The organism is Intrasporangium sp. (assembly GCF_035688975.1).
Lineage (GTDB): Bacteria > Actinomycetota > Actinomycetes > Actinomycetales > Dermatophilaceae > CALMNV01.
Window position 1 is genome coordinate 1 of record NZ_DASSMH010000141.1, and the last position, 26391, is coordinate 26391.

Genomic DNA, 26391 nt, shown 5'->3' on the forward strand with positions numbered 1-26391 from the left:
TCCTGGACGACCGTGGGTCGGCTGACGAGCACCCAGGCGGCGAGCACGATCGCCAGCACGGCGAACGTCGCCGCCGTCGAGGCCGCGGCGGTCACGGCGATGCGGTCGAGCAGGCGGCGCATGGTCACTCGGGGTCGGGGCGCTCGAACCGGAAGCCCACCCCGCGAACCGTGGCGATGTACTGGGGCTGCGCGGCGTCGTCTCCGAGCTTTCGGCGCAGCACCGAGATGTGCATGTCGAGGGTCTTCGTGGACCCGAACCACGAGGTGTCCCAGATCTCGCGCATGAGCTGCTCGCGCGAGACCACCTTGCCCTGCTCGCGGACGAGGACCCGGAGCAGGTCGAACTCCTTGGCGGTCAGCTGCAGCTCGTGGTCCTTGAACCAGGCCCGGCGGCCTTCGGAGTCGATCCGCACGAGCTCGCCCGTGGCGACGGCGTCGACCGGCGTGCGTCGCAGCAGCGCCCGCACCCTGGCGAGCAGCTCAGCGAGCCGGAACGGCTTCGTGACGTAGTCGTCGGCGCCCGCGTCGAGACCGACGACGGTGTCCACCTCCTCGGCCCGCGCCGTGAGGATGAGCACCGGGATCGTCCGGCCCTCGGCACGCAGCCGACGGCACACCTCCAGCCCGTCGATCCTCGGCAGGCCGAGGTCGAGCAGCACGAGGTCGGGGTTCTCCTTGGCACCGTCGAGCGCGGCTGCGCCGTCGGCATGGACGTCGACCTCGTACCCCTCGCGTCGGAGGGCACGCGCCAGCGGCTCCGAGATGGTGGGATCGTCCTCGGCCAACAGCACTCGCGTCACGTCACCGGCCCTCCTGATCGTCCGCGGTTGTGTGCCGCTGTCGGAAGCCTATCCGGACGACGGTGATCCCCCGTCCCGACCCTCACGCTTCGGGTGGCGGGCTCGCCGGCACGCCGGAGCCTGACCGGCTCAGCGCCCCGGCCACTCGGGGCGGCGCTTCTCGTTGAAGGCGGCCACGCCCTCACGGCGGTCGCCCGAGAAGGCCGTCGCGCGCCAGCACGCGTCCTCGATCTCGAGGCCGGCCGCGAGGTCGACGCCGGAGCCGAGACGCATGGCCTTCTTGGCGTTGCGCAGGGCCACGGGCGAGTTGGCCGCGATGGCAGCCGCGATCGCGAGCGCCCGCTCCCTGGCCTGCCCGGCGGGCACCACCTCGTCGAGCGCCCCGAGGTCGAGCGCCTCGCGGGCCGAGAGCCGCGCGCCCGTGAAGACGGCCCGTGCCGCCCGGGACCAGCCCACCCGGCGGACGAGCAGCTGCGTGCCGCCGCCGCCGGGGATGACGCCCACACCGACCTCGGGCAGCCCGACGACGGCCTGCTCGCCGGCGACGACGAGGTCGCACGACAGGGCAAGCTCGAAGCCCCCGCCGAGGGCGAAGCCGTCCACCGCCGCGACGGCCGGCACCGGCAGGCCGAGGACCGCGCCGTATGCCGCGCGGGCCAGCGGGCGCTGCTCGAGCAGGTCGGCGTCCGTGAAGGTGGCCCGCTCCTTGAGGTCGGCCCCCACGCAGAACGCCGTGGGGTGGCTGGAGGAGAGCACGACGCACCGCAGCGCCTCGTCGGCCGCGACCGCGCGGGCGGCCGCGGCGATGGCGCGCGCCATGTCGGTCGACACCGCGTTGAGGGCGGCGGGCCGGTCAAGGACGATCTCGGCGACGTGCGCGAGGTCGGGCCCCTCCGGGCGGGACACGCGGACGAGGGGAGCGGGCGGCATACGGGGTCTCCTTGCGCGGGTGTCGACGGGAGGGTCAGCCGGGTCGGCGACCGGCGGTGGAGGCACGGCGCAGCACGGACGGGCTCACCGGCCCGACGCCGCGCAGCACCCGCCGGCGCTGACCGGTCAGCTCGAACCCCGACAGGGTGGCCAGCTCGCGGGCCAGCGTGGCGTCCACGACGACGCCGCCGGCCTGGGCGACCGCGGTGAGGCGAGACGCGCGGTTGACCGTCGTGCCGAAGACGTCGCCGAGGCGGGAGATGACCGCCCCACGGGCCATGCCACAGCGCACCTCGGGCAGCAGGTCGTCCTCGCCCATGGCGTCGACGAGGTCGAGGGCGATGGCGGCGGCGGGGGCCGCGCCGACCGTGGTGAAGAGCACCTCGTCGCCGACGGTCTTGATGAGTCGGCCACCATGGGCGGTGATGACGTCGGCGGACAGCGCCTCGAAGCGCTGGACGAGCCGGGCGAGGTCCCGCTCGGACATCCGCCGCACGAGCGCGGTGAAGTTGACGAGGTCGGCGAACCCGACGGACCGGATCTTCGTGCGGCCGTAGGACTCCGGGTCGGCCTCCGCGAGCATCCGCCCGACGGTCGCGCTGAGGTGGCGGCGCCACGCGTAGACGAGGAGCGGCTCGAGCCGGTCGGTGAGGGCGGCGATCCGCTGGGCGGTCTCCGTGGCCGTCTCGAAGGTCACCACCGAGCCGGACAGGTCCGGGTCCTCGCCGCCCTCGGTCGCGGACGCGTTCGCGCGCTCCTCCTCGACGGCCTCGAAGATGAGCTGGGTCTGCCAGCCGGCGAGGCGGTCGGCAGAGCGGGCGAAGGCCCGGGTCAGCGACAGCGCCGTCGCCTCGTCGAGGACGCCCTCGCGCACCAGGGACGCCACGCACTGCAGGGCCTGGCGGTCGACGTCGGCGAACATCTCCTCGTCGGTGTCGACGACCGGGAACCCGAGGGCGTGCCAGAACTTGCGGGCGGACAGGAGGGAGACCTCGGCTCCCCGGCTGACGTCGCGCCGGCGCAGCTCGAGGGGGCGGCCGAGCAGCTGCTCGATGTAGTCCTCACCCTTGGTCGCCATGCCCCGATTCTGCCAGCCGGCCCCTCCGGGGCCGCACGTGCACGACGTCCCCGGCCGCGAAGGCTCGCGGGCCCTGCGGGGTGGCGACGACGAGCGCGCCGGAGTCGTCGACCGCGATGGCCCGCCCCTCCGCGGCGGCCCCCCCGGGCAGGTGGACCCGCACGTCGCTGCCGATGGTGGCACATGCCAGCCGGTATGCCGCCCGGCCCTCCGCAGCGGCACCCGGCGCGACGACGCGGGCCAGCTCGCGCAGGTAGGCCACCACGAGGTCCTCGCGGCGGACGAGGGCGCCGGCGAGCGCGAGCGAGGTGGCAGCGTCGGTCGGCAGCTCCTCCCGGGTCTGGTCGACGTTGACCCCCGTGCCGACGACGACGCCGTGCCCGGACCCGAGGGGGACGAGCTCGCACAGGATGCCGCTCAGCTTGCGGTCCCCGTCGTCAGCGAGCAGGACGTCGTTGGGCCACTTCAGCCGCGGGGTGAGCTCGCGGCCGCCGGCTCGGGCCACCTGCCGGACCGCCCGCTCCAGCGCGAGCCCGGCGAGGAGCGGCACCCAGGCGGCCGTCGCGACGTGCTCGACGGGGACGACGGCCGACACCGCGACCGAGGCCCGGTCCGGGACGACCCAGGCCCGGCCGAGACGGCCCCGGCCCCCAGTCTGGTGGTCGGTGAGGACGGCCACCCACGGCCGGCCCGAGCGCCGGACCAGCTCGGCGGCGCGGTCGTTCGTCGACCCGAGCCGGGGCACGAACTCCAGCTCGGTCCAGGGCCCGGCTCCCGTGACCAAGGCCTCGCGGGCGGCGGTGACGTCGAAGGGGTTGCGCACCCCGACAAGGCTAGGCTGCGGCCATGGCACCCGATCAGGCACCCGAGCAGCCTCTTGACCTGACCACCACCGCCGGCAAGCTCGCGGACCTGAAACGGCGTGTCGCCGAGGTGGCCCACGCGGGGTCCGAGCGAGCCGTCGAGAAGCAGCACGCCCGGGGCAAGAAGACCGCCAGGGAGCGCATCGCCATGCTGCTCGACGAGGGCACCTTCATCGAGATGGACAAGTACGCCCGGCACCGCAGCAACCAGTTCGGCCAGGAGAAGAACCGGCCCTACGGCGACGGCGTCGTCACCGGCTACGGCACGGTCGACGGGCGGCAGGTGGCTATCTTCGCGCAGGACTTCACCGTCTTCGGCGGCTCCCTCGGGGAGGTGTTCGGCGAGAAGATCGTCAAGGTCATGGACTTCGCCATGAAGATCGGCTGCCCCGTCATCGGGCTCAACGACTCGGGCGGTGCGCGAATCCAGGAGGGGGTCGTCTCCCTCGGCCTCTACGGCGAGATCTTCATGCGCAACGTCCGCGCGTCGGGCGTCATCCCGCAGATCAGCCTCATCATGGGCCCGTGCGCCGGCGGCGCCGTCTACTCGCCGGCCATCACCGACTTCACCGTCATGGTCGACCAGACCTCGCACATGTTCATCACCGGCCCCGACGTCATCAAGACCGTGACCGGAGAGGACGTCGGCTTCGAGGAGCTCGGCGGCGCCCTGACCCACAACTCCAAGTCGGGCGTCGCGCACTACATGGGCGCCGACGAGCAGGACGCCATCGACTACGTCAAGGCGCTGCTGTCCTACCTGCCGAGCAACAACCTCGAGACCCCCCCGGCATACGACGAGGGCAGCGCCGACCTCACCGTCACCGACGACGACCTCTGGCTCGACACGTGCATCCCGGACTCGCCCAACGTGCCCTACGACATGCACGCGATCATCCGCCACGTCGTCGACGACGAGGAGTTCCTCGAGGTCCAGCCCCTCTTCGCGCCCAACATCATCACCGGGTTCGCCCGGGTCGACGGGATGTCGGTCGGGGTCGTCGCCAACCAGCCGATGCAGTTCGCCGGCACCCTCGACATCGACGCCTCCGAGAAGGCGGCCCGCTTCGTGCGCACCTGCGACTGCTTCAACGTGCCGGTCCTGACGTTCGTCGACGTGCCGGGCTTCCTGCCCGGCACGAGCCAGGAGTGGGACGGCATCATCCGCCGGGGGGCCAAGCTCATCTACGCGTATGCCGAGGCGACGGTCCCCAAGATCACCGTCATCACCCGCAAGGCCTACGGCGGCGCCTACGACGTCATGGGCTCCAAGCACCTCGGCGCCGACATCAACCTCTCGTGGCCGACCGGGCAGATCGCCGTCATGGGGGCGCAGGGCGCCGTCAACATCCTCTACCGCAAGGAGCTGGCCAAGACGGCCGCCGAGGGCCGTGACGTCGAGGCGCACCGCGCACAGCTCGTCGCGCACTACGAGGAGACGCTGGCCAACCCCTACATCGCGGCCGAACGCGGCTACATCGACACCGTCATCTCCCCCTCCAACACGCGGATGAACGTCACCCGGGCGTTGCGGGCCCTGAAGACCAAACGGGAGACCCTGCCCCCGAAGAAGCATGGGAACATCCCGCTGTGAACGCCGCACAGCCGCCTGCGCCCGACTCGCCACCGCCGGTCCTGCAGGTCCGCTCCGGCCAGCCGAGCGCGGAGGAGCTCGCGGCCCTCGTCGTCGTCCTCACCGCCGTCGGAGGCGGGGGGGAGGACGAGGCGGCCCCCCGGCGTGCCTCCGCGTGGGCCGACCCAGCGTGGCAGCTCGTCGGTCCCCGTCCCGCGAGCGGCGGGTGGCGCTCCTCCAGCCTTCCGCGCTGAGCGCCCTCCCCCTCGAGTGGTCAGTTCCGTGCAGCCCCCTCCCCCTCGAGTGGTCAGTTCCGTGCAGCCGGTCCTGGGCCGGGCGGCTCGGCGCCGGTGGAGCGGTGGCCCAGCGGCTCGGTGGCCGGACCCTCGATGACCTGGCCGTCCGGGTCGAAGCGGGACCCGTGGCAGGGGCAGTCCCAGCTGCGCTCGGCGGCGTTCCACGCGACCTGGCAGCCGAGGTGGGTGCACCGCGCCGACACCGCGTGGAGCCTGCCGTCGTCGTCGCGGTAGCCGGCCACCTTGTGTCCCGCGGCCGTGACGATGGCCCCCTCACCCGCACGGAGGGTGGCGATGCCGCGGAAGCCCGGGGACAGCACCCGGTCGCCGAAGAGCCGCAGCGCGACCCGGCCGTTCTCGGACAGGAAGCGGGGCGCCTCGGCCAGGGGCTTGACCCGCGTCGAGGAGAACAGCGCCGCCCACGGGTTGGGCCGCCCCAGGATGGCGTCGCTGAGGAGCATCCCGGCGAGGGTGCCGGCCGTCATTCCCCACTTCTTGTAGCCGGTGGCGACGTGGATCCGCTTCGAGCGCGCGGTGAGCCGGCCGATGTAGGGCACCCCGTCGTCGGGGGTGTAGTCCTGGGCGGACCAGCGGTGCTCGAACGCGACGACGTCCCAGTGCCGCTGCGCGAACTCGGCGACCTTGGCGTAGCGCTCGGGCGTCGCCGACCTCGACCCGAGGCGGTGGCCCTGCCCCAGCACGAGCAGCAGCTCCTCGCCGCGGAAGGGCGCGGACCGGACCGAGTAGAGCGGCGCGGCGGCGCTGATGGCGCTCACCTGCGGCAGGTCGCCGCGCACCCGGGCCGTCACGACATAGGACCGGGTCGGGTGGGCGCGGGCGAAGTGGCCGCCGCGGTCGAGGAAGGGCAGGAGCGTGGCGACGACGACGGAACCGGCGCGGACCGTGCCCCGGTCGGTGTGCAGGACACACCCGTCCGCCGCCTCGTCGACGGAGGTGGCGGTGGTGTGCTCGGCGATCTCGCCGCCAGCCCGCATAAGCCGGTCGGCGAGCCCGAGGAGATAGGCGCGGGGGTGCAGCTCCACCTGGTTGTCGAACCGCAGACCGCCGCTCGTCGGCAGCGGCAGCGGCACGTCGTCGTCGAGCGTGGCGGGCAGGCCGGCCTCCCGGGCGGCCTTGGCCTCCCGCTCGAGCAGCACCCGGTCCGCGTGGCGCGCGGCATACACGTAGGCGGGCCGCCGCCGCAGGTCGCAGTCGATGCCCTCGTCGGCGAACGCGGCCACCTGCTCCTTCGCGGCCTCCATCGCCGCGCCGTAGGCGGTGGCGCCGTCGCGGCCATGCGTGCTCTGGAGGCGGGCGTAGGTGAGGTGGTGCTGCGAGGTCACCTTGGCCGTCGTGTGCCCGCTGGTGCCGGTGGCGATCGACGCCCGGTCGAGGAGGCACACGGACAGGCCGGCGCGAGCGAGCAGCAGCCCGGTCGTGAGCCCGGTGATGCCGCCGCCGACGACCGCCACGTCGACGGCCCGATCGCGCTCGAGCGGTGGGTATGCGGTGGGCGGGGCGCCGTCGAGCCACATCGACACGTGCCGCGCGCTGGCGAGATCTGCGGTCATATCCCGACGATGCCACAGCACTCGGCACCGGCACAGGGCCCGGCACAGGGCCCGGCACAGGGCCCGGCATGACCACCGATCGGGCTTGACCGAAGCACGTCCATGGGGGCCGTGGGATACGTTCGGCCGGTGAGCGAGGGCACCCGAGCGCAGACCGACGTCGACCGCATCGCGGAGGCCTACCTCGACGCCTACGTGCGGCTCAGCCCCATCGGGGCCACGACCATGGGGGTGCCCGGTCGCGAGGACGAGCTCGACGACTTCTCCCCCGCCGGCCTGGCCGAGCTCTCCCGGCTGCGCCGCTCGACCCTCGTGGCCCTCGAGGCCGCCACCGCCGCCGACGACGTCGACCGGGTGACCCTGGCGACGATGCGCGAGCGCCTCGGCCTCGCCGAGGAGGTGCACGCCGCCGGGCTCGACGCCATGTCGCTCAACGTGGTCGCCTCACCCGTGCAGGCGGTCCGGGACGTCTTCGACCTCATGCCGCAGGACACGCACGAGCAGTGGCGCACCCTCGGCGCGCGCCTGGCCCGGGTGCCCGAGGCGCTGGCCGGCTACCGCCAGTCGCTGCTCGCCGCACGCGACTCGGGACGGGTCAGCCCCCGTCGGCAGGTGCTGGCGTGCGCCCGGCAGAGCCGCGACCTCGTGGCCGCGGACGGCTACTTCGCCCACCTCGTGGCCGACGCCCGGGTCGGCGGCGCCCCCCTGCCGGGCGGCCCGAGGACCGAGCTCGAGCGCGGCACGCAGGCGGCGGCCGCGGCATACGAGGAGCTCGCACGCTTTCTCGAGGAGGAGCTGGCCCCTGCCGCCCCGGAGGCCGACGCCTGCGGCCGGGAGCGCTACGCCCTCGAGTCGCGGAGGCATCTCGGCGCGGCCGTGGACCTCGACGAGTCCTACGCCTGGGGCCTGGAGGAGCTGGCGCGGGTCCACGCCGCCATGCAGGAGGTCGCGCAGACGCTGCGTCCGGGAGCGACGGTCCACGAGGCCGCCGGGATGCTCGACGCCGACCCGAGGTACCAGCTGGAGGGCACGGACGAGCTGCAGGCCTGGATGCAGGACCGGGCCGACGAGGCCGTCGCCGAGCTCGCGGACGTCCACTTCGACATCCCGGAGCCGGTCCGGCGGATCGAGTGCCGGATCGCGCCCACCCACACGGGCAGCATCTACTACACGCCACCGAGCGACGACTTCTCGCGGCCCGGGCGGATGTGGTGGTCGGTGCCGAGGGGGAACACGCGGTTCGCGACGTGGACCGAGCTGACGACCGTCTACCACGAGGGCGTCCCGGGGCACCACCTGCAGATGGCGCAGACGGTCTACCGCTCGGGGACGCTCAACCGGTGGCGCCGGCTGCAGGCGTGGACCTCGGGGCACGCCGAGGGGTGGGCCCTCTACGCGGAGCGGCTCATGGCCGAGCTGGGCTACCTCGACGACCCGGGCAACCGGATGGGCTGGCTCGGCGGGCAGTCCCTGCGGGCCGCCCGGGTCGTCCTCGACATCGGCGTGCACTGCGGCCTCGAGGCTCCCGAGGAGGTCGGCGGGGGCGCCTGGGACCACCCCAAGGCCTGGCGGTTCCTCACCGCGCACGCGCTGCTCGACGAGAAGGTGCTGCGCTTCGAGCTCGACCGCTACCTGGGCTGGCCGGGACAGGCGCCGACCTACAAGCTCGGCGAGCGGCTCTGGCTGCAGCTGCGCGAGGAGGTCAAGGAGCGCGAGGGCGACGCCTTCGACCTCAAGGCCTTCCACCGCCGGGCCCTCGACCTCGGCAGTGTGGGCCTCGACGTCCTGCGCGCCGCGGTCCTCGGCGGCCTCTGACCGACCGGAGGCGCCGGGGGCCGGGTGGAGGGCGGTGTCGCCCTACGCTGTGCCGTATGCCGCCCGCCGTGACCCTCGTGCTCGCCTCGGCCTCCCCGGCCCGCGCCGCCACGCTGCGGTCGGCGGGCATCGAGCCCGTCATCGTCGTGAGCGGGGTCGACGAGGACCACGCCGTGGAGCAGGCCACCCGACGCTACGGGCCGCTCGGGCCGGCCGACGTCGCCCTGCTGCTCGCCCGGGCCAAGGCCGAGGACGTCGCGCACCGCACCGAGGAGTCCGCCGTCGTCCTCGGCTGTGACTCCGTCCTCGAGCTCGACGGCGAGGTGCACGGCAAGCCGACGGACGCGGTCGAGGCGGTGGCGCGCTGGCGACGCATGCGGGGGCGGTCCGGCGTCCTGCACACGGGGCACTGGATCGTCGACGACAGGTCGGAGGGCAGCGGCGCCACGCTCGGGGAGACGGCATCGACCACGGTGCACTTCGCGTTGCTGTCCGACGCCGAGGTCGAGGCCTACGTCGCGACGGGCGAGCCGCTGCGCGTCGCGGGGGCGTTCACGATCGACGGCCTCGGCGGCGCCTTCGTCAGGGGCATCGAGGGCGACCCGCACAACGTCGTGGGGGTCTCGCTGCCGCTCCTGCGCGAGCTGCTCGGCCAGGCCGGCGTCGGCTGGTTCGACGTCGCCGGGCCGCACGCGCGCAGATAGGCCGGACTCAGGGGTAGAGCAGCGGCCTGGCCACGAGCTGGTCGATGACAATGTACGTCGCGGTGTACCACCACATGAGCACGCCGCCGACGCCGACGATGCCGCCGAGCGCCCAGTAGCGCCAGCGCCGCCACGGGCCCAGCGTGAGGAACCAGGCGATGAGCAGGGTCATCGGGAACGCGAGCAGCGCGTAGCGGACCCGGCTCGGCGTGGTGCTCGACACGAGGACGATGTATGCCGGGTACGCGCCGGCCCAGCCCCAGATCTCCGGCCCCCAGCGCCACGAGTGCCGCGTGAGCATGAACCACGTGAAGGCCGCGACGCCGAGCACGCCGAGCACCTGCGTGGCGACGCCGCCGTAGTCGTAGAGCAGGTTCCACCACATGTAGAGCTTGATCTTGGTCTGGATCTTCCACGCCAGCATCGTCTCGTTGTAGGCGTCCGGCGTGCCGGTCACCGCCGACGCGATCGTCGGCCACAGCCAGGTCAGCATCCCGGCATACGCAGCGAGGGCGGCGAGGCCCACCCGCAGCCGGATGGGGTGGGGACCCTCGTCACCGGTCCGCCACCGCACGACGGCGTGGGCGAGGATGACGGGCACCATGGCGATGACGACGTTGCGGCTCAGCGACAGCACGAGCAGCGACACGACGACCCAGCCGTACCGGCGTCGGCGCAGCAGCCACAGCGTGAGGGTCACGAGGAGCAGGGCCGTCGACTCGGTGTAGGAGGCGGAGAAGATCGGCGAGGCGACGTAGAAGCAGGTCGCGACGACGGCCACGACGGCCTCCCAGCGGCCCACCGCCTCGTCGACGAGCTTGAAGAGCATGAGGATGGCGGCGACCCCGATGAGCATCGACAGGATCGGGCCCACCACGACGAAGGGCAGCCCGGTCAGGCGCATGACGACGCCGACGGTGACCGGGAAGACGGGGTAGAAGGCCCAGGGGTTCATGTCGACCCGACCCGTCGCCGTGCGCGGCAGGACCTCCGGGTAGCCGCGCTCGGCGATGATGCGGTACCACTGGCCGTCCCAGTTGGTCATGACGCTGAGGTAGCCGGGGTCGGCCGCCTGCGGGTACGTGATGCGGATGAGCTCCTGCCCGAGGTGCAGCGCCATCTGGTCGTGGGACAGGACCGAGCCGGCGACCCAGACGAGCAGGCGTGACACGGCATACACGAGGACGGGGAACCACACGCCGAACCGGCGGTAGAACGGCACCCGCGCCTCCATGGCGCGGTCGACGGACTCGAGTGTGGCGGTGATGATCGGCTCCAACGTCGCGGGCGGGCAGCAGCCCACCAGGCGCTGAGGCGACGGTGGGCGTGGTCTCAAGACTACGACGACGGCCGCCCCGGAGCGGCCTCGGCAGGCGGGCGCCGCTCAGGCGAGCGGGTCAGACGGGGGGCACGGAGCGGCGCCGCTCGCTGAAGCGGCGATCCCGCCTGGCGGCGTAGGCGAGGCGGCGCACGAGGTCGTCGCGCAGCTCGTCGGCCTCGAGCACGGAGTCGAGGACGAGGTCCGCCGCCAGGCGCTCGATGTCCACATCAGCCTCGTACTCGCGGCGCCGCTCGGCCACGAAGGCGTCGCGGGCGGCCACGCCGGAGCTCTGCTCGACCTCGGCGATCTTGTTCGCGTAGACCGCGTTGACCGCGGCCTCCGGGCCCATCACCGCGATGCGCGCCGTCGGCAGGGCGATCGTCGCATCCGGCCCGAAGCCGGGCCCGCCCATGGCGTAGAGACCGGCGCCGTAGGCCTTGCGCAGCACGACGCAGAACTGCGGCACGGTCGCCGAGGCCACGGCGCTGACCATCTTGGCCCCGTGCCGGATGATGCCGCCGCGCTCCACCTCCGAGCCGATCATGAAGCCCGGGACGTCGGCGAGGTAGACGAGCGGGACGTTGAACGCGTCGCAGAGCCAGATGAACCTGGCCGCCTTGTCGGCACTGTCGGTGAAGAGCACCCCGCCCTTCACCACGGAGTTGTTGGCGAGGATGCCGACCGTCTCGCCGCGCAGCCGCCCGAAGCCGATGACGAGCTCGGCCGCCCACAGCGGCTTGAGCTCGAAGAACGAGTCCGCGTCCACCAGCCCGTCGATGACCTCGTGCACGTCGAAGGGCACCGACTCCCGCTCCGGCACCGTATGCCGGGTCAGCGGAGCGGCCGGCTCCTCGGGGTCGTAGGACGGCGGCGAGTCGCGCCAGCTGCCGGGCACGTACGAGAAGTAGAGCTTGGCGAGCTCGATGGCGTCCGCGTCGTCCGCGGCGAGCAGGTCACCCACGCCCGAGACGGTGCAGTGCATCCGCGCGCCGCCCATCTCCTCGAGGGAGACCTTCTCCCCGACGACCATCTCGGCCATGCGTGGGCTGCCGAGGTACATCGAGGCGTTGCCCTCGACCATGATGATGACGTCGCAGAAGCTCGGGATGTAGGCGCCGCCGGCCGCGCTCGGGCCGAAGAGGCAGCAGATCTGCGGCACCTTTCCGGACAGCGCGACCTGGTTGTGGAAGATCCGGCCGGCGCCGCGGCGACCTGGGAACATCTCGACCTGGTCGGTGATGCGGGCCCCGGCGGAGTCGACGAACCAGAAGACGGGCAGCTCCTCACGCAGCGCCATCTCGGTGGCCCGGACGATCTTCTCGACGGTGCGGGCTCCCCAGGACCCGGCCTTGACGGTCGGGTCGTTGGCGATGACGACGGCCGGCCGGCCGTCGACGGTGCCCCGGCCGGTGACGACGCCGTCGGCGGGCAGCCCCGGCTCCAGCGCGTTGGCGTAGCGGCCGTCCTCGACGAAGGACCCCGCGTCGAAGAGGAGGTCGATCCGCTCGCGCACGTAGATCTTGCCCTGGGCCTCGAGCTTGGCCCGGGCCTTCGGCGGCGGGGCCGACGAGGCGGCGTATGCCGCCTGCAGCCGGGTCCGCACATCGGCCACGCGGGGGTCGGCGCCCGGGTCGGACCGGGGTTCGGCGGGGCCATCCGCGCCGGCATCGGCCTGCGTCATGCCGGCAGCCCCAGACCACGCGCGATGACCATCCGCTGCACCTCCGAGGTCCCTTCGCCGATCTCGAGGATCTTGGCGTCGCGGTAGAACCGGGCCACGGGGTACTCCTCCATGAAGCCGTTGCCGCCGAAGACCTGGGTTGCGATCCGGGTGGCGGTGACGGCGGCCTCCGTCGAGTGCAGCTTGGCGATGGCGGCGGCGTGCTTGACCTCGCGGCTGGAGCGCCGACCCGCGTGCAGCTCGTCCTTGAGCCAGGCCGCCTTGTAGGTGAGCAGCCGGGCGGACTCCACCATGACCGCGAGGTCGGCCACCTGGAAGGCGACCCCCTGGTTGGCGCCGATGGGGCGACCGAACGCCATGCGTGTCCTGGCGTAGTCGGCGGCGAGCTCCAGGCAGGCCTGCGCGCAGCCGACGGCGAGCGCCGAGATGGCGATGCGACCGTCGTCGAGAATCGTGAGGAACTGGCGGAAGCCGTCTCCCTCACGGCCGAGCAGGTTGGCCGTCGGCACCCGGCAGCCGTCGAACGTGAGCCCATGAGTGTCGGACACGTGCCAGCCCAGCTTGCGGTAGGCCGGCTCGACGGTGAAGCCCGGCGTGCCGGAGGGGACGAGGATCGCCGAGATCTGCGCGGAGCCGTCGGGGTTGGTGCCGGTGCGGGCGGTGACCGTGACGACCGAGGTGATGGGAGTGCCCGAGTTGGTGATGAAGGCCTTGGCACCGTCGAGGACCCACTCGTCCCCGTCGCGGACGGCCCGGGTGCGGGTCGCACCGGCATCGGACCCTGCCTCGGGCTCGCTCAGCCCGAAGCCCGCCAGCGCGCGGCCCGCGACGAGGTCCGGCAGGAAGCGGTCCTTCTGCTCGGCGTCGCCGTAGGTCAGGATCGGGTTGATCCCGAGGCCCACGCCCGCCGAGAGCGTGATCCCCACCGACTGGTCCACCCGCCCCAGCTCCTCGATGGCCACGCAGAGGCTCGTGAAGTCGCCGTCGCTGCCGCCGTGCTCCGCCGGCACGATGAGGCCGAAGAGGCCGAGGTCGCCCATCTTGGGCACGAGCTCGGTCGGGAACCGGGCCTCCCGGTCCCAGTCGGCGATGTGCGGGGCGACCTCCTTCTCGGCGAAGTCGCGCACGACCTTGCGGAAGTCCTCGTGGTCCTGGCTGAGCTCGAACATCCCTCTCCCTTGATTGACGTTGACGTAAACGTAAAGCATGATTCCTGGTATGACAAGCGGCCCGACGTGGACCATCGCGCAGGTGGCGCAGGAGTTCGGCGTCACGCACCGGACCGTCCGCCACTACGAGGAGCTCGGCCTCATCAGCCCCGAGCGGCGCGGCACGCAGCGCGTCTTCCGCCCACGTGACCGGACGCGCCTCGGCCTCATCCTGCGGGGCAAACGGCTCGGCTTCCCGCTCGAGGAGATCCGCACGATCATCGACCTCTTCGACGCGCCCCGGGGGCGGCGCGCGCAGCTGGAGTACGTCCTCGGCCAGATCGACGAGCGGCGCGCCGACCTCGAGCGGCGCCGCCGCGACCTCGACGACGCGATCGCCGAGCTCGGCGACTTCGAGCGTCGCTGCCGGGCCGACCTCGAGCGGCTCGGCGACGACGGGTGAGCCTCGACCTGCCCGTCAGGTGACCGGGCGAGCGTGTGAGGATGGCCCCATGAGCGTTGACGACACCGAGCTCGACCCCCAGCTCGACCCCCAGCTCGACCCCAAGATCCAGGCCTACGCACACCCCGAACGGCTGGTGACGACGCAGTGGCTGGCCGAGCAGATCGGCTCCGGACGCGTCGGTGGCCCCGACGGCATCGCCCTGCTGGAGTCGGACGAGGACGTCCTGCTCTACGACACCGGCCACATCCCCGGCGCGCTGAAGATCGACTGGCACCTCGACCTCAACGACCCGGTGACCCGCGACTACGTCGACGGCCAGCGCTTCGCCGAGGTCATGGGTGCGCGCGGCATCTCCCGCGACACGACGGTCGTGATCTACGGCGACAAGAGCAACTGGTGGGCGGCATACGCGCTGTGGGTCTTCAGCCTGTTCGGCCACGAGGACGTGCGGCTGCTCGACGGGGGCCGGGCCAAGTGGATCGCCGAGGGCCGGGAGCTGACCCGCGACGTGCCGACCGTCACCGCCGTCGACTACCCGGTCGTGGACCGCGACGACGCCCCGATCCGCGCCTTCAAGGAGGACGTGCTCGGCCACCTCGGCAAGCCGCTCGTCGACGTCCGCTCACCCGGCGAGTACAGCGGCGAGCTGCTCCACATGCCGGACTACCCGCAGGAGGGCGCCATGCGCGGCGGCCACATCCCCGGCGCGAAGTCCGTGCCCTGGGCCCGGGCGGCGAACGACGACGGCACGTTCAAGTCGCGCGAGGAGCTCGAGCGGCTCTACCTCGACGAGCAGGGCCTGTCGCCCGACGACGACGTCGTCGCCTACTGCCGGATCGGCGAGCGGTCGTCGCACACCTGGTTCGTGCTCACCCACCTGCTCGGTTTCGAGAAGGTCCGCAACTACGACGGCTCTTGGACCGAGTGGGGCAACGCCGTGCGGGTCCCCATCGAGCGGTGAGCGCCGTGAGCACCGATGCACCACTGCCCGGGACGCCACTGCCCGAGACGCCACTGCCCGAGACGCCACTGCCCGAGTCGCTCGCGTCCATCGCCGAGGACTTCCGCGCGGCCACCAACGAGCTCAAGCTCGAGCTGCTGCTCGAGTTCAGCGACGAGCTGCCGGCGCTGCCCGAGCGCTATGCCGGCCGGCTCGACGCCCTCGAACGCGTCGACGAGTGCCAGTCCCCCGTGTTCCTCATGGTCGAGGTGGATCCCGGCCCGTCGCCCGACGAGCGGGTGGTGCACGTCTTCTTCGACGCCCCGGACGAGGCGCCCACCACCCGCGGCTTCGCCGGCATCCTGCACGAGGGGCTTGAGGGACTGTCGGCCGCGGAGGTGCTCGCCGTGCCGGACGACGCCCCGATGCGCTTCGGGCTCGCCGAGGCGGTCTCACCGCTGCGCATGCGCGGAATGGTCGCCATGCTGGCGCGGATCAAGCGCCAAGTCCGCGCCAAGACGGCCGCCTGAGACTGAGCCAGCGGTCCCCCGCCCCCCACCCCTACCCGGCTGCTAAGCCACTGCTCCACTTTCTGCAGCAGTGACGTAGCCCGCGGGGAGCTACCCACCGCGCCCCCTACGTCACTGCTCCACTTTCTGCAGCAGTGACGTAGGCCGCCGGGCGAGGCACCCAACGGGCGGCTTTGGCGTGTGCTGAGGACTGTCGGCGGTCGCCGCCAGAGTGACCGCATGCAGAACAGAGCGGCAGACATGGACTGGGCCGACGACGGCGTCCTCGGACGGTTCGTCGTCAGGGCGAGGCGCAGAGCCGACCTCAGCCAGCGGGAGCTGGCGGAGGTGCTCGGTGTCTCGCCGGCCACGGTGTCCCGGGTTGAATCAGGGCACACCAGAGGCAGTCTGGGGTTGTTGGCAGCGGTGTTGCGATGCGCTGGCCTGCGCCTGGCAGTCGTCGACTCCGACGGCTGCGAGGTGGAGCCGGTTGCGGCCGACGTTGTCCGCGACAACGCGGATCGGCGGTTTCCCGCGCACCTCGACGTCGCTCCACCGGACCTGGTGCCGCCAGCGCGCCGGCACTTCCCGCGCTATGACCGGCCCCCGGCCAGAGGCTGGTATCACCTTCGCCCGGAACGGGACCGCCTCCGCATTCGGTCGACCGGCACGACGTCCCCCGGGGACGATCACCCGACGGTGAGGGAGTTGGAGCAACGCCGCCAGCTGCTGCGTGCGCGACCGGCGTGGGTGCAGACCGCACCCAGACCGCTTCCCGAATGCCGGTGCTTTGACAGGTGCTACCTCGGGGCCGCGTGCCCACCCACCTGTCCCTGCCAGTGCGAGCCGGCGCCCCGGGCCCGGACCGGTTGAGCGTGCGCCGGCGCCGCGGGCGCGTGGGTCATCCTGTGATCCGCGAGCGCACCGCGTAGAGCTCGGGAAAGAACGTCAGGTCGAGGGCGCGCCGAAGGAAGCCCACCCCGCTCGACCCGCCGGTGCCGGTCTTGTCGCCGATGGTGCGCTGGACGACCTGCAGGTGTCGGAAGCGCCACAGCTGGAAGTTGTCCTCGACGTCGACGAGCTCCTCACACGTCTCGTAGACGCCCCAGTGGTCATGCGGTCGCGCGTAGACCTCGGCGATGGTGTCGACCAGGGCGGCATTGGACCGGTAGGGCTGGCTCCAGTCGCGGTCAAGCAGCTCCGGCGGCACGGCATACCCTCGGCGGTCGAGGTAGGCGAGGAACTCGTCGTAGAGGCTCGGCTGGCGCAGCAGCTCCTCGAGGGCGGCCCGGGCGCCCTCGTCGTGGGCGAAGACGGCCACCATGTCCGAGTTCTTGTTGCCAAGGAGGAACTCGACCTCACGGTACTGCGCAGACTGGAAGCCCGAGCTGGTGGCGAGGAACGGCCGGATCTCGGCGTACTCGCTCGGCGTGAGGGTCGCGAGCACGCTCCATTGGTCCGCGAGCGTGTGCTGGATGTGCTTGATGCGGGCCAACCTCTTCAGGGCCGGGGCGAGCTCGTCCGAGGCCAGCAGGCTGCGCGCCGAGCGCAGCTCGTGGATGAGCAGCTTGAGCCACAGCTCGGTCGTCTGGTGCTGGATGATGAAGAGCAGCTCGTCGTGCTGGGGTGGGTCGCTGAGCGGCCGCTGCGCCGAGAGGAGCTGGTCGAGCCCGAGGTAGTCGCCGTAGGACAGCTTCCCTGCGAAGTCCCGCTGGATGCCCCGCTCGAGGTCGCGCTGGCTCGTCGGATCAACGGTGTCCATCGGTCGATCGTAGGTGGCGCCCTCTCGTCAAGGGCGGGCGGCCAGCGACACCAGGTGGCCGACCACCCCAGGGATCCACCCGAGCTCCCGCCGCATCCACCGGGCGCTGACGAGGTTGTGCGGCACGACGACGGTGTCCGAGCGTGCAGCGACGAGGCCGAGGTCGGTCCCGAACGCGTCGGTGACGATGGCCCACTGGCGCGCGCTGTGCCGGACCAGGTGCTCGCCGACCGCCACGGCGAAGAGGTCGACGAGAAGGTCAGCGCCTTCGCCGCTCGGCGCGCGCAGCTCGTGGCTGCGGGCCGCATCATAGGCCGCCCCGATGGAGGAAAGGTCGTCGACGTCAACGCCCCGGGCGGCCAAGGTCTCGAGCCGCTGGCTGATCCGGGCCCGTTCCGCTTCGGTGAGCGGCTCGGCGACGGGCTTGCCGTCGAACGTGGGGTCGAGCCTTTCGGCCGCATCGTCGGTCGCAGGGGCGCCGGACCCCGCTGCCGATACGCCCGAATCGGTCCTGCTCCTCCTCGAGAACCAGCCCACGGGATCAGGCTATCCCTGCTAGAACGTCTCGGGGTCAGGGCCCGTGCGCACGCCGCGGTCGAGCGCCTCGAAGCCCCTGAGGTCGTCCCCGTCGAGCTCGAAGCCGAAGACGTCCGCGTTCTCGGCGATGCGGGCGGGCGTGACGGACTTGGGAATCACGACGTTGCCGATCTGCAGCTGCCACCGGATGATCGCCTGGGCCGGCGTCACGCCGTGCTTGTCCGCGATGGCCGCCACGGTCGGGTCGCGCAGGACGTCGCCGCCCGACGCGAGCGGGCTCCACGCCTCCGTGGCGATCCCGTGCTGGGCGTGGAAGGTGCGCAGCTCCCTCTGCTGGAGGTAGGGATGCAGCTCCACCTGGTTGATCGCGGGCAGCACGCCCGTCTCGTCCAGGAGCCGCTGAAGGTGCTCGATCGTGAAGTTGCAGACTCCCACCGCGCGCACCCGTCCCGATCGCTGCAGCTCGAGCATCGCCGTCCACGCGTCGACGTAGGCATCCTGGGACGGCACCGGCCAGTGGATGAGGTACAGGTCGAGGACCTCGAGGCCGAGCCGCTCCAGCGACGCGTCGAAGGCGGCCGCGACGTTGCGGTGGTCGTCGTTCCACACCTTCGTCGTGACGAACACGTCCTCACGCGGGACGTCGGTCGCGGCGAGGGCCCGCCCGACACCTGCCTCGTTGCCGTAGAGGCGAGCGGTGTCGACGTGCCGGTAGCCGGTGTCGAGCGCCACCGCCACGGCGGCCTCCACCTCGTCGTCGGGCACCTGCCAGACCCCGAAGCCCAGCTGCGGAATGGTCAGCCCCGGGATCGAGGCGTGCAGGAGCTCGACAGAGGGAACGCGGGTGTGTGCGGTCATGGCCCAAAACCTATCGCCGGCTCGCCGACCGCGTGTGCCGCACCTCACCCGGCGTGCTCGCACGACGCTCGTTTCGACCCCGGGAGGCGCGTTGGCAACGCGCTAGGCTCCGTCGCATGGCATCCATCAGCAAGGTTCTGATCGCAAACCGTGGTGAGATCGCCGTGCGCATCGCGCGGGCGTGCAAGGACAGCGGGATCGCCTCGGTGGCGGTCTACGCCGAGCCGGACCGCGATGCCCTGCATGTCAAGGTCGCCGATGAGGCCTACGCCCTTGGAGGCTCGACGCCCGGCGACAGCTACCTCGTCCAGGACAAGCTGCTCGACGTCGCCGCGCGCTCGGGTGCCGATGCCGTCCACCCCGGCTACGGCTTCCTCGCCGAGAACGCCTCCTTCGCCCAGGCCGTGCTCGACGCCGGCCTCGTCTGGATCGGCCCGGGCCCCGACGCCATCGACGCGCTGGGCGACAAGGTCAAGGCCCGGCACATCGCGACGAAGGCCGACGCCCCGCTCGTGCCCGGCACCAAGGACCCGGTCTCCGGCCCCGAGGAGGTGGTCGCCTTCGCGGAGGAGCACGGGCTGCCGGTCGCCATCAAGGCGGCATACGGCGGAGGCGGCCGTGGGCTCAAGGTGGCCCGCACCCTCGAGGAGATCCCGCACCTCTACGAGTCGGCGGTCCGCGAGGCCGTGACGGCCTTCGGCCGCGGGGAGTGCTTCGTCGAGCGCTTCCTCGACCGCCCGCGGCACGTCGAGACCCAGTGCCTGGCCGACCAGCACGGCAACGTCGTCGTCGTCTCGACGCGCGACTGCTCGCTCCAGCGCCGCAACCAAAAGCTCGTCGAGGAGGCACCCGCCCCGTTCCTCACCGAGGAGCAGCACGACGAGCTCCTGCGCGCGTCCAAGGCGATCCTCAAGGAGGCCGGCTACGTCGGCGCCGGCACGTGCGAGTTCCTCGTCGGACCGCAGGGCGACATCAGCTTCCTCGAGGTCAACACCCGCCTGCAGGTGGAGCACCCCGTCACCGAGGAGGTCACCGGCATCGACCTCGTGCGTGAGCAGTTCCGCATCGCCAACGGCGAGACGCTCGACTACGACGACCCCGAGCCGCACGCCCACTCCATCGAGTTCCGCATCAACGGCGAGGACGCCGGCCGCGGCTTCCTCCCGGCCCCCGGCACCGTGTCGAAGATGGTCGTGCCGCACGGTCCTGGCGTGCGCTGGGACGCCGGCATCGTCGAGGGTGACACCGTCGCCGGCGCCTTCGACTCGATGATCGCCAAGCTCATCGTCACCGGCCGCACCCGCGAGCAGGCCATCGAGCGTTCGCGCCGGGCCCTGGCCGAGCTGACGATCGACGGCATGCCGACCGTCGTGCCGTTCCACCGTGCCGTCGTCGCCGACCCGGCGTTCGCACCGGCCGACGGCACCCCCTTCTCGATCCACACCCGCTGGATCGAGACCGAGTGGGACAACACCGTCGAGCCGTATGCCGCAGGGCCGGCTTCCGGGGGCGACGCGGCCGACGCGGCCGAGCGGCAGACCATCGTTGTCGAGGTGGGCGGCAAACGGCTGGAGGTCTCCCTGCCCGGCGGACTCTCCTTCGGCGGCGGCGCCACCGGCGGCGCCGCCAGGAAGAAGGCGCCCAAGCGCTCCGGTGGCGGCAAGGCGGGCGCCGCGGCGTCCGGCAACTCGCTCACCGCACCCATGCAGGGCACGATCGTCAAGATCGCCGTCGAGGAGGGCGCCGTCGTCGCCGAGGGCGACCTCGTGATCGTCCTCGAAGCGATGAAGATGGAGCAGCCGATCAACGCGCACCGGGCCGGCGTGATCACGAGCCTCGCCGCGTCGGTCGGCGAGACCGTCACCTCCGGCGCGGTGCTCGCCGAGATCGCCGACGCGCAGGCCTGACGCCCCGCTCCTGCTCTCACGGTCCTGGGCAAGCCGGCATTCCTCCTCAGGGCCACCAGCCGACATTCCTCCCGTCAGTCGAGTGGCCAATTTGGTCCCAGCCCGGGCCGAGCGAAACTGGCCACTCGACCTGTCGGGGGAGCGAACCGGCATTCCTCCCCTCAGTCAAGTGGCCAGTTTGGTCCCAGCCCGGGCCGAGCGAAACTGGCCACTCGACGTGGCGGAGGCCCGGGCGCTGGGAAGCGCGCCTCAGGCGGGCGGGTCCCCCAAGGTGATCCGACCGCCGGCCGGCGGGGCTGCCGACCCCGTCGGCGGCGGTGCGTCGATGCGGTCGGACGGCTCGGTCGGCTGGCCGGGCGGCGGCAGGTCCGGCTGCTCCGTGCCGGGACCGTCCGGCAGGGTGGGCTCCGGAAGGTCCGGGATGTCGGGTCCGGGCGGGGCGACGGGCTCGCGCGGGACCGACGACGGCGAGGTCCCCGGGTCGAAGGGGGTCGGGTCGGCCGGCCGAGCCGGACCCGGTTCCGGCGTGCTTCCCGGCGCCGGTTCGGGCTGCGGCGTCGGCACGGACGCCTCCGAGGCGGGCTCGGCCTCCGGCGGGAGCCCGAGCCCGCCTCGCACCGCGTCACCCGCCTTGTCGACCTGCTCGGCATACCGTCCGCCGGTCTTGTCGTTGACGAGCTCCTCCACCTTCTGCAAGCCGCTCTCGGCCTGCTCGGGATGGCCCTTGAGGAAGTCCTTGGCCTTGGCGATCCAGTCGCTCATGAGTCCTCCGTCTGTGCTGTCGAGGCGTGTGCTGATGACGGGTGTGCTGGTGACGGGTGTGCTGATGGGGCGCGGGCCCCGGGTCACGGTACGTGCTCTTACGACCGTACGCCTCCCGCGGGCGGAGGCGGCGCCAGCCTCCCCTGCTGCCCGCCGACTCACTCCGACTGGTGCAGCTGGCGTGCGGCCTCGGCGATCGACCCGGACAGTGACGGATAGACGGTGATGGTGCTCGAGACCTGGTCGACGCTCAGCCGGTTCTGCACGGCCAGCGCGACGGGGAAGATCAGCTCCGACGCCTTGGGCGCGACGACCACGCCGCCCAGCACGGTGCCGTAGCCCTTGCGGCAGAAGAGCTTGACGAACCCGTCGGTGATGGCCTGCATCTTGGCCCGGGGGTTGCGCGCGAGCGGGAGGCGGACCACCTCGATGTCGGGCGACTCGTCGGCCTCGCGCTGGCCGATGCCCACCGTGGCGATCTCGGGATCGGTGAAGATGTTGGCCGCCACGCCGCGCACGCTGAGGGGGGCGACGGCGTCGCCGAGCGCGTGCCACATGGCGATGCGGCCCTGCATGGCGGCCACCGACGCGAGCGGCAGCACCCCGGTGCAGTCACCGGCGGCATACACGCCGGCGACGGAGGTCCGCGAGACCCGGTCGACGGTGACGTGACCCGACTCCGACCGCTCGACCCCCAGCTCCTCGAGCCCGATGCCCGCGGTCTGCGGGACGGAGCCGACGGCGAGGAGCGCATGACTTCCCTCGACGGTGCGCCCGTCGACGAGGCTGACGACGACGCCAGCCTCGGTCCGCTCCACCCCCGCCGCCCGCGAGCGGCTGAGGACCTCCATGCCCCGCTTGCGGAAGACGTCCTCGATCACGGTGGCCGCGTCGGCGTCCTCGCCGGGCAGCACGCGGTCCCGGGACGAGACGAGGACGACCTCGGAGCCGAGGCCGAGGTAGGCCTGCGCGAGCTCGGCCCCGGTGACGCCGGAGCCGATGACGACGATGCGCCGCGGCAGCTCGGTCAGCGAGTAGATCTGCTGCCAGGTGAGGATCCGCTGGCCGTCGGGCACCGCCGAGGGCAGCACACGAGGCGTGGCGCCCGTCGCGAGGAGCAGGACGTCCGCGCGCAGCTTCGTGCGGGCACCATCCGCGGTGTCGACGGAGACGGTGCCGCGGTCGACGACGCGGCCCCGCCCGCGCAGCACCCGCACCCCGACCGACTCGAGGCTCGCCTGGATGTCGACGCTCTGGGCCGCGGCGAGCTGCAGGATCCGCCGGTTGACGGTCTCGGCCTGGGCAACGGCGTCGCTCACCTCGTCGCCCTCCGGGTCCTGGAGGCGGACCCCGAGCCCGGCGGCCACCTCGAAGTCGGACATGTAGTCCGCCGTCGAGATGAGCGCCTTGCTGGGCACGCAGTCCGTGAGGACGGCAGCGCCGCCGAGACCGTCCTGCTCGACGACCGTGACCCCGGCTCCGAGCCGGGCCGCGACGAGAGCCGCCTCGTAGCCGCCGGGTCCTCCTCCGAGGATGACGACGGACGTCGCTCGCGTGATCACGGGACCATCCAACCACTGCCCGTCAGGCAGGGGACGATCCACCGTTGGCCGTCTCCGGTGCTCGCTAGGCTCGGACGCGTGACAGCGCCAGCCCACGATCTGAGCGACCCCGCGACGGATCCCTTCGGTGTCGCCGCGGACGCCGCGGCCGTGATCGCCGAGCGCACCGGCGTGGACGGACACGACGTGGCCCTCGTCCTCGGTTCGGGGTGGGGCGGGGCGGCCGACCTCGTCGGCAGCACCGTCGCCACCGTCGACCACGCCGACGTGCCCGGCTTCCGGCCGGTCGCCGTGGCCGGGCACACGGGCCGCCTCCGGTCGGTCGCGATCGGCGACACCGGGCGGTACGCGCTCGTCTTCGGCACCCGCACGCACTTCTACGAGGGCCACGGAGTGCGCGCCGTGGTCCACGCCGTCCGCACCGCGGCCGCGGCCGGGTGCCGGGCGATCGTCTTGACGAACGGCTGCGGGGGCCTGGACCCGGGCCGTCCCCCCGGCACGCCGGTCCTCATCCGCGACCACCTCAACCTCACCGCCTCCTCGCCCGTCGAGGGCGCCACCTTCGTCGACCTCACCGACCTCTACTCCCCGCGCCTGCGTGCGCTCGCCCGCGAGGTCGACCCCCGGCTCGAGGAGGGTGTGTACGTCCAGTTCCCGGGGCCGCACTACGAGACGCCGGCCGAGGTGCGGATGGCGCGCATCCTGGGCGGCGACCTCGTCGGCATGTCGACGACGCTCGAGGCCATCGCGGCGCGCCAGAGCGGCCTGGAGGTGCTCGGCATCTCGCTCGTGACCAACCTGGCCGCGGGCATCTCGGACGTCCCGCTCAGCCACGCCGAGGTCCTCGAGGCAGGTCGGGCGGCCGCCGGGCGATGCGGCCGACTCCTCGCCGAGGTCGTGGGCAGGATCTGATGGTGCCGGACGCGGCGGGGTCCCGCGAGACGCTGTATGCCGCGGCGCGCGCCTGGTGCGACGACGACCCGGACCCCGCGACCCGCGACGAGCTGCGCACCCTGCTCGCCGAGGCCGAGGGCGGGGACGAACACGCCGCCGCCGACCTCGCGGACCGGTTCACCGGGATGCTCCAGTTCGGCACCGCGGGCCTGCGCGGGGCGCTCGGCGCCGGGCCCAACCGGATGAACCGCAGCGTGGTGCTGCGGGCGGCGGCCGGCCTGACGGCATACCTGCAGGGCGAGGGCGGCGCGGGGGACCATCCCGTCGTCGTCATCGGCTACGACGCCCGTCACGGGTCCGACGTCTTCGCCCGTGACACGGCGGCGGTGGTCGTCGCCGCGGGCGGGTCCGCGCTGCTGCTGCCCGAGCCGTTGCCGACGCCGGTGCTCGCCTTCGCGATCCGCCGCCTCGGCGCCGACGCGGGGGTCATGGTCACCGCGAGCCACAACCCTCCGCAGGACAACGGCTACAAGGTCTACCTCGGCGACGGCAGCCAGATCGTGCCGCCGGTCGACGCGCAGATCGCCCGCCACATCGGCGCCGTCGAGCGGGTGCGTGACGTGCCCCGGGTCGCGCAGGGGTGGCGGGTGCTCGGCCCCGAGCTGGAGGGCGACTACGTCGACGCCGTCGTCGGGGTGCTCGACCCGGACTCGGCCCGGGACCTCGCCGTCGCGCACACGAGCCTGCACGGGGTCGGCCACGCGATCGTCCGTGAGGCCTTCGTGCGGGCCGGCTTCCCGGAGCCGGTGGCCGTCGTGGAGCAGGCCCTGCCCGACCCCGACTTCCCCACCGTGGCCTTTCCCAACCCGGAGGAGGAGGGCGCGATCGACCTCGCCCTTGCGGTCGCCCGGCGGGAGCGGTGCGACCTCGTCATCGCCAACGACCCGGACGCGGACCGGTGCGCGGCGGCCGTCCTCGACCCTGACGCCGGCGACTGGCGGATGTTGCGGGGCGACGAGGTGGGGGCGCTGCTCGGGGCGCACCTCGTGGCCAGGGGCGTGCGACCCGGTGACGTCTTCGCCAACTCGATCGTCTCGTCCCGGCTGCTCGCGGCCGTCGCCCGGTCGGCCGGCATCCGACACGAGGAGACGCTCACCGGGTTCAAGTGGATCTCGCGGGTGCCGGGGCTGCGCTACGGCTACGAGGAGGCGCTCGGCTACTGCGCGGCACCGGCCGCGGTGCGGGACAAGGACGGCGTCAGCGCCGCCCTGCTGCTCGCCGAGCTCGCGGCCGGCCTCAAGGCCGAGGGCCGCACGCTGCTCGACCTCCTCGACGACCTGGCCCTGCTCCACGGCGTGCACGCCACCGACTCGTTCGCCGTCCGCGTCACCGACCTCACGCAGATCGAGGAGGTCGTCGGCCGGCTGCGCCGCAGGCCCCCGCGGAGCCTCGCCGGCTTCGCGGTGCGACAGGTCGACGACCTCAGCCGTGGTGCCGGCGGCCTGCCGCCCACCGAAGGGCTGCGATGGTATCTCGAGGGCGACGCACGCATCATCATCCGGCCGAGCGGCACGGAGCCGAAGGTCAAGGTCTACCTCGAGGTCATCGAACCGGTCGGCGAGCCGGTCGGGGAGCCGGTTCGCGAGTCCCGGCCCGACCCCGATGCCGTGCGGGTGGCCCGGAGGTCGGCGGCCACCCGTCTGGCCGCCCTCCGCGCCGAGGTGCAGGAGCTGACCCGGCCGGTCGAGGTCAGGCGAGGAGCACCGTGACGACGAAGCAGGCGGCGCCGGCAAGGAGCAGGCCGACCGCCACGGGGTCCCAGGCCTGGCTCACGACGCGGAGGCTCCCTCCGTCCGGGCGCCGCCGGTCCGCGGCCACCCGGGCCTCGATCTCCGCGGCGACCGCCTGGGCCCCGACCGGGAGCCGCGCGCCAAGGACCCTGGGAGCCGGGCTCGACGCGGGCACGCGGTGGGCGCCCAGGGTCGGCCGGCCGCGGCCGTGCCGGGGACGCTTCGGCTCGGCGGGGACTCCCCACGCCGCGTAGCGGCGGCCGTCCGCGACGACCTCCAGCACCCACCGACTGCGCACCTCGCTCACGGCCGGCCAGCTGATGTCGACGATCCGCAGCGGGTTGACCAGGCGGATTCCCTCGTCGGCGATGACGGCGCTCGGTCGCACGACGAGGAGCCAGAGCAGGACGAGCCCGAAGACGACCGAGCCGATGAGCGACCACGGCCGCGGGTCGGCAAGCGCGGCGGGCACGAGCAGGGCGAGCGCCGCGGCGAGGCCCGCGGCGCCCACGGCGACCGACGACCCCGGGCGCAGCGTCCGGCGCTCCCCGGCGGGGGCGCCGACGCGCCCGGTCGGGTCCTGCGGGGCGGGCTGGCCCACGTCGTCTCCTTGCTCGTCTCC

At 72.9% G+C, this 26391-nt stretch carries 25 protein-coding genes; 11 read left to right on the plus strand and 14 right to left on the minus strand.

Going from position 1 to position 26391, the window contains the following annotated elements; all coding sequences use genetic code 11:
- Positions 1-124: 124 nt before the first annotated feature.
- The 4 genes from VFJ94_RS14575 to VFJ94_RS14590 form a co-directional block, all read right to left on the minus strand.
- Positions 125-802, minus strand: coding sequence for a response regulator transcription factor (locus tag VFJ94_RS14575; RefSeq protein ID WP_325004947.1), 678 nt, complete (start codon positions 800-802; stop codon positions 125-127).
- A 129-nt stretch (positions 803-931) separates the two neighbouring features.
- A complete protein-coding gene (locus VFJ94_RS14580) occupies positions 932-1732 on the minus strand; it encodes an enoyl-CoA hydratase-related protein (RefSeq protein WP_325004948.1) in 801 nt (266 codons plus the stop codon).
- Positions 1733-1766: 34 nt separating this feature from the next.
- Entirely contained in the window at positions 1767-2810 is a 1044-nt protein-coding gene (locus tag VFJ94_RS14585) for an adenylate/guanylate cyclase domain-containing protein (RefSeq protein ID WP_325004949.1), read from the minus strand.
- On the minus strand, positions 2794-3633 hold the full coding sequence (locus tag VFJ94_RS14590) for a biotin--[acetyl-CoA-carboxylase] ligase (RefSeq protein ID WP_325004950.1): 840 nt from the start codon (positions 3631-3633) through the stop codon (positions 2794-2796). The genes VFJ94_RS14585 and VFJ94_RS14590 overlap by 17 nt, the downstream gene beginning before the upstream one ends.
- Before the next feature lie 23 nt (positions 3634-3656).
- On the opposite strand from VFJ94_RS14590, the gene VFJ94_RS14595 reads away from it, so the two are divergent.
- Both VFJ94_RS14595 and VFJ94_RS14600 read left to right on the plus strand, forming a co-directional pair.
- Positions 3657-5267, plus strand: a complete 1611-nt coding sequence (locus VFJ94_RS14595; RefSeq protein ID WP_325004951.1) for an acyl-CoA carboxylase subunit beta — start codon at positions 3657-3659, stop codon at positions 5265-5267.
- Entirely contained in the window at positions 5264-5500 is a 237-nt protein-coding gene (locus tag VFJ94_RS14600; protein ID WP_325004952.1) for an acyl-CoA carboxylase subunit epsilon, read from the plus strand. The genes VFJ94_RS14595 and VFJ94_RS14600 overlap by 4 nt, the downstream gene beginning before the upstream one ends.
- A gap of 53 nt (positions 5501-5553) precedes the next feature.
- Here the strand turns inward: VFJ94_RS14600 and VFJ94_RS14605 are convergent, their stop codons facing one another.
- The gene (locus VFJ94_RS14605) at positions 5554-7113 is read right to left on the minus strand and encodes an FAD-dependent oxidoreductase (RefSeq protein WP_325004953.1); all 1560 of its coding nucleotides are present in this window, start codon (positions 7111-7113) and stop codon (positions 5554-5556) included.
- Positions 7114-7242: 129 nt separating this feature from the next.
- Here VFJ94_RS14605 and VFJ94_RS14610 point away from each other — a divergent pair, with 129 nt between their 5' ends.
- Positions 7243-8928: a DUF885 domain-containing protein gene (locus tag VFJ94_RS14610; protein WP_414654620.1), complete on the plus strand. Its 1686-nt coding sequence runs from the start codon at positions 7243-7245 to the stop codon at positions 8926-8928.
- A gap of 56 nt (positions 8929-8984) precedes the next feature.
- Positions 8985-9632, plus strand: a complete 648-nt coding sequence (locus VFJ94_RS14615; protein ID WP_325004955.1) for a Maf family protein — start codon at positions 8985-8987, stop codon at positions 9630-9632.
- Between the two features lie 7 nt (positions 9633-9639).
- Here the strand turns inward: VFJ94_RS14615 and VFJ94_RS14620 are convergent, their stop codons facing one another.
- From VFJ94_RS14620 to VFJ94_RS14630, 3 genes are all read right to left on the minus strand, one after another.
- On the minus strand, positions 9640-10911 hold the full coding sequence (locus VFJ94_RS14620) for a hypothetical protein (protein WP_325004956.1): 1272 nt from the start codon (positions 10909-10911) through the stop codon (positions 9640-9642).
- 118 nt (positions 10912-11029) lie between these two features.
- Positions 11030-12634, minus strand: coding sequence for an acyl-CoA carboxylase subunit beta (locus VFJ94_RS14625; protein WP_325004957.1), 1605 nt, complete (start codon positions 12632-12634; stop codon positions 11030-11032).
- A complete protein-coding gene (locus tag VFJ94_RS14630) occupies positions 12631-13803 on the minus strand; it encodes an acyl-CoA dehydrogenase family protein (RefSeq protein WP_325004969.1) in 1173 nt (390 codons plus the stop codon). The genes VFJ94_RS14625 and VFJ94_RS14630 overlap by 4 nt, the downstream gene beginning before the upstream one ends.
- A gap of 49 nt (positions 13804-13852) precedes the next feature.
- Here VFJ94_RS14630 and VFJ94_RS14635 point away from each other — a divergent pair, with 49 nt between their 5' ends.
- From VFJ94_RS14635 to VFJ94_RS16560, 4 genes are all read left to right on the plus strand, one after another.
- Positions 13853-14245, plus strand: a complete 393-nt coding sequence (locus VFJ94_RS14635; RefSeq protein WP_325004958.1) for a MerR family DNA-binding transcriptional regulator — start codon at positions 13853-13855, stop codon at positions 14243-14245.
- Positions 14246-14294: 49 nt separating this feature from the next.
- Positions 14295-15209 carry a sulfurtransferase gene (locus VFJ94_RS14640; protein ID WP_325004959.1) on the plus strand — a complete coding sequence of 305 codons (915 nt, stop codon included), beginning with the start codon at positions 14295-14297 and terminating at the stop codon, positions 15207-15209.
- A gap of 53 nt (positions 15210-15262) precedes the next feature.
- Positions 15263-15718, plus strand: coding sequence for a SufE family protein (locus tag VFJ94_RS14645; protein WP_325004970.1), 456 nt, complete (start codon positions 15263-15265; stop codon positions 15716-15718).
- A gap of 240 nt (positions 15719-15958) precedes the next feature.
- A complete protein-coding gene (locus VFJ94_RS16560) occupies positions 15959-16570 on the plus strand; it encodes a helix-turn-helix domain-containing protein (RefSeq protein ID WP_414654621.1) in 612 nt (203 codons plus the stop codon).
- Between the two features lie 28 nt (positions 16571-16598).
- On the opposite strand, the gene VFJ94_RS14650 is transcribed toward VFJ94_RS16560, so the two are convergent.
- The 3 genes from VFJ94_RS14650 to VFJ94_RS14660 are packed head-to-tail and all read right to left on the minus strand — an operon-like array spanning position 16599 to position 18854.
- On the minus strand, positions 16599-17459 hold the full coding sequence (locus tag VFJ94_RS14650; protein ID WP_325004960.1) for a tryptophan 2,3-dioxygenase: 861 nt from the start codon (positions 17457-17459) through the stop codon (positions 16599-16601).
- A 27-nt stretch (positions 17460-17486) separates the two neighbouring features.
- Positions 17487-17996 (minus strand): DUF3806 domain-containing protein, encoded by a 510-nt coding sequence (locus VFJ94_RS14655; protein WP_325004961.1) that lies wholly within the window; start codon positions 17994-17996, stop codon positions 17487-17489.
- 18 nt (positions 17997-18014) lie between these two features.
- Positions 18015-18854 (minus strand): aldo/keto reductase, encoded by an 840-nt coding sequence (locus VFJ94_RS14660; RefSeq protein ID WP_325004962.1) that lies wholly within the window; start codon positions 18852-18854, stop codon positions 18015-18017.
- Positions 18855-18970: 116 nt separating this feature from the next.
- Here VFJ94_RS14660 and VFJ94_RS14665 point away from each other — a divergent pair, with 116 nt between their 5' ends.
- The gene (locus tag VFJ94_RS14665; protein WP_325004963.1) at positions 18971-20761 is read left to right on the plus strand and encodes an acetyl/propionyl/methylcrotonyl-CoA carboxylase subunit alpha; all 1791 of its coding nucleotides are present in this window, start codon (positions 18971-18973) and stop codon (positions 20759-20761) included.
- Between the two features lie 249 nt (positions 20762-21010).
- Here the strand turns inward: VFJ94_RS14665 and VFJ94_RS14670 are convergent, their stop codons facing one another.
- Together VFJ94_RS14670 and VFJ94_RS14675 are read right to left on the minus strand one after the other, a co-directional pair.
- Complete coding sequence (locus VFJ94_RS14670) at positions 21011-21523, minus strand: antitoxin (protein ID WP_325004964.1); 513 nt, start codon at positions 21521-21523, stop codon at positions 21011-21013.
- Between the two features lie 158 nt (positions 21524-21681).
- Positions 21682-23085, minus strand: a complete 1404-nt coding sequence (locus VFJ94_RS14675; protein WP_325004965.1) for an NAD(P)H-quinone dehydrogenase — start codon at positions 23083-23085, stop codon at positions 21682-21684.
- Between the two features lie 78 nt (positions 23086-23163).
- On the opposite strand from VFJ94_RS14675, the gene VFJ94_RS14680 reads away from it, so the two are divergent.
- Positions 23164-23997, plus strand: a complete 834-nt coding sequence (locus tag VFJ94_RS14680) for a purine-nucleoside phosphorylase (protein WP_325004966.1) — start codon at positions 23164-23166, stop codon at positions 23995-23997.
- Positions 23997-25748 carry a phospho-sugar mutase gene (locus tag VFJ94_RS14685; RefSeq protein ID WP_325004967.1) on the plus strand — a complete coding sequence of 584 codons (1752 nt, stop codon included), beginning with the start codon at positions 23997-23999 and terminating at the stop codon, positions 25746-25748. The genes VFJ94_RS14680 and VFJ94_RS14685 overlap by 1 nt, the downstream gene beginning before the upstream one ends.
- Here VFJ94_RS14685 and VFJ94_RS14690 read toward each other — a convergent pair.
- A partial coding sequence (locus tag VFJ94_RS14690) for a PH domain-containing protein (RefSeq protein WP_325004968.1) occupies positions 25729-26391 on the minus strand: 663 nt, incomplete at its 5' end. The genes VFJ94_RS14685 and VFJ94_RS14690 overlap by 20 nt on opposite strands.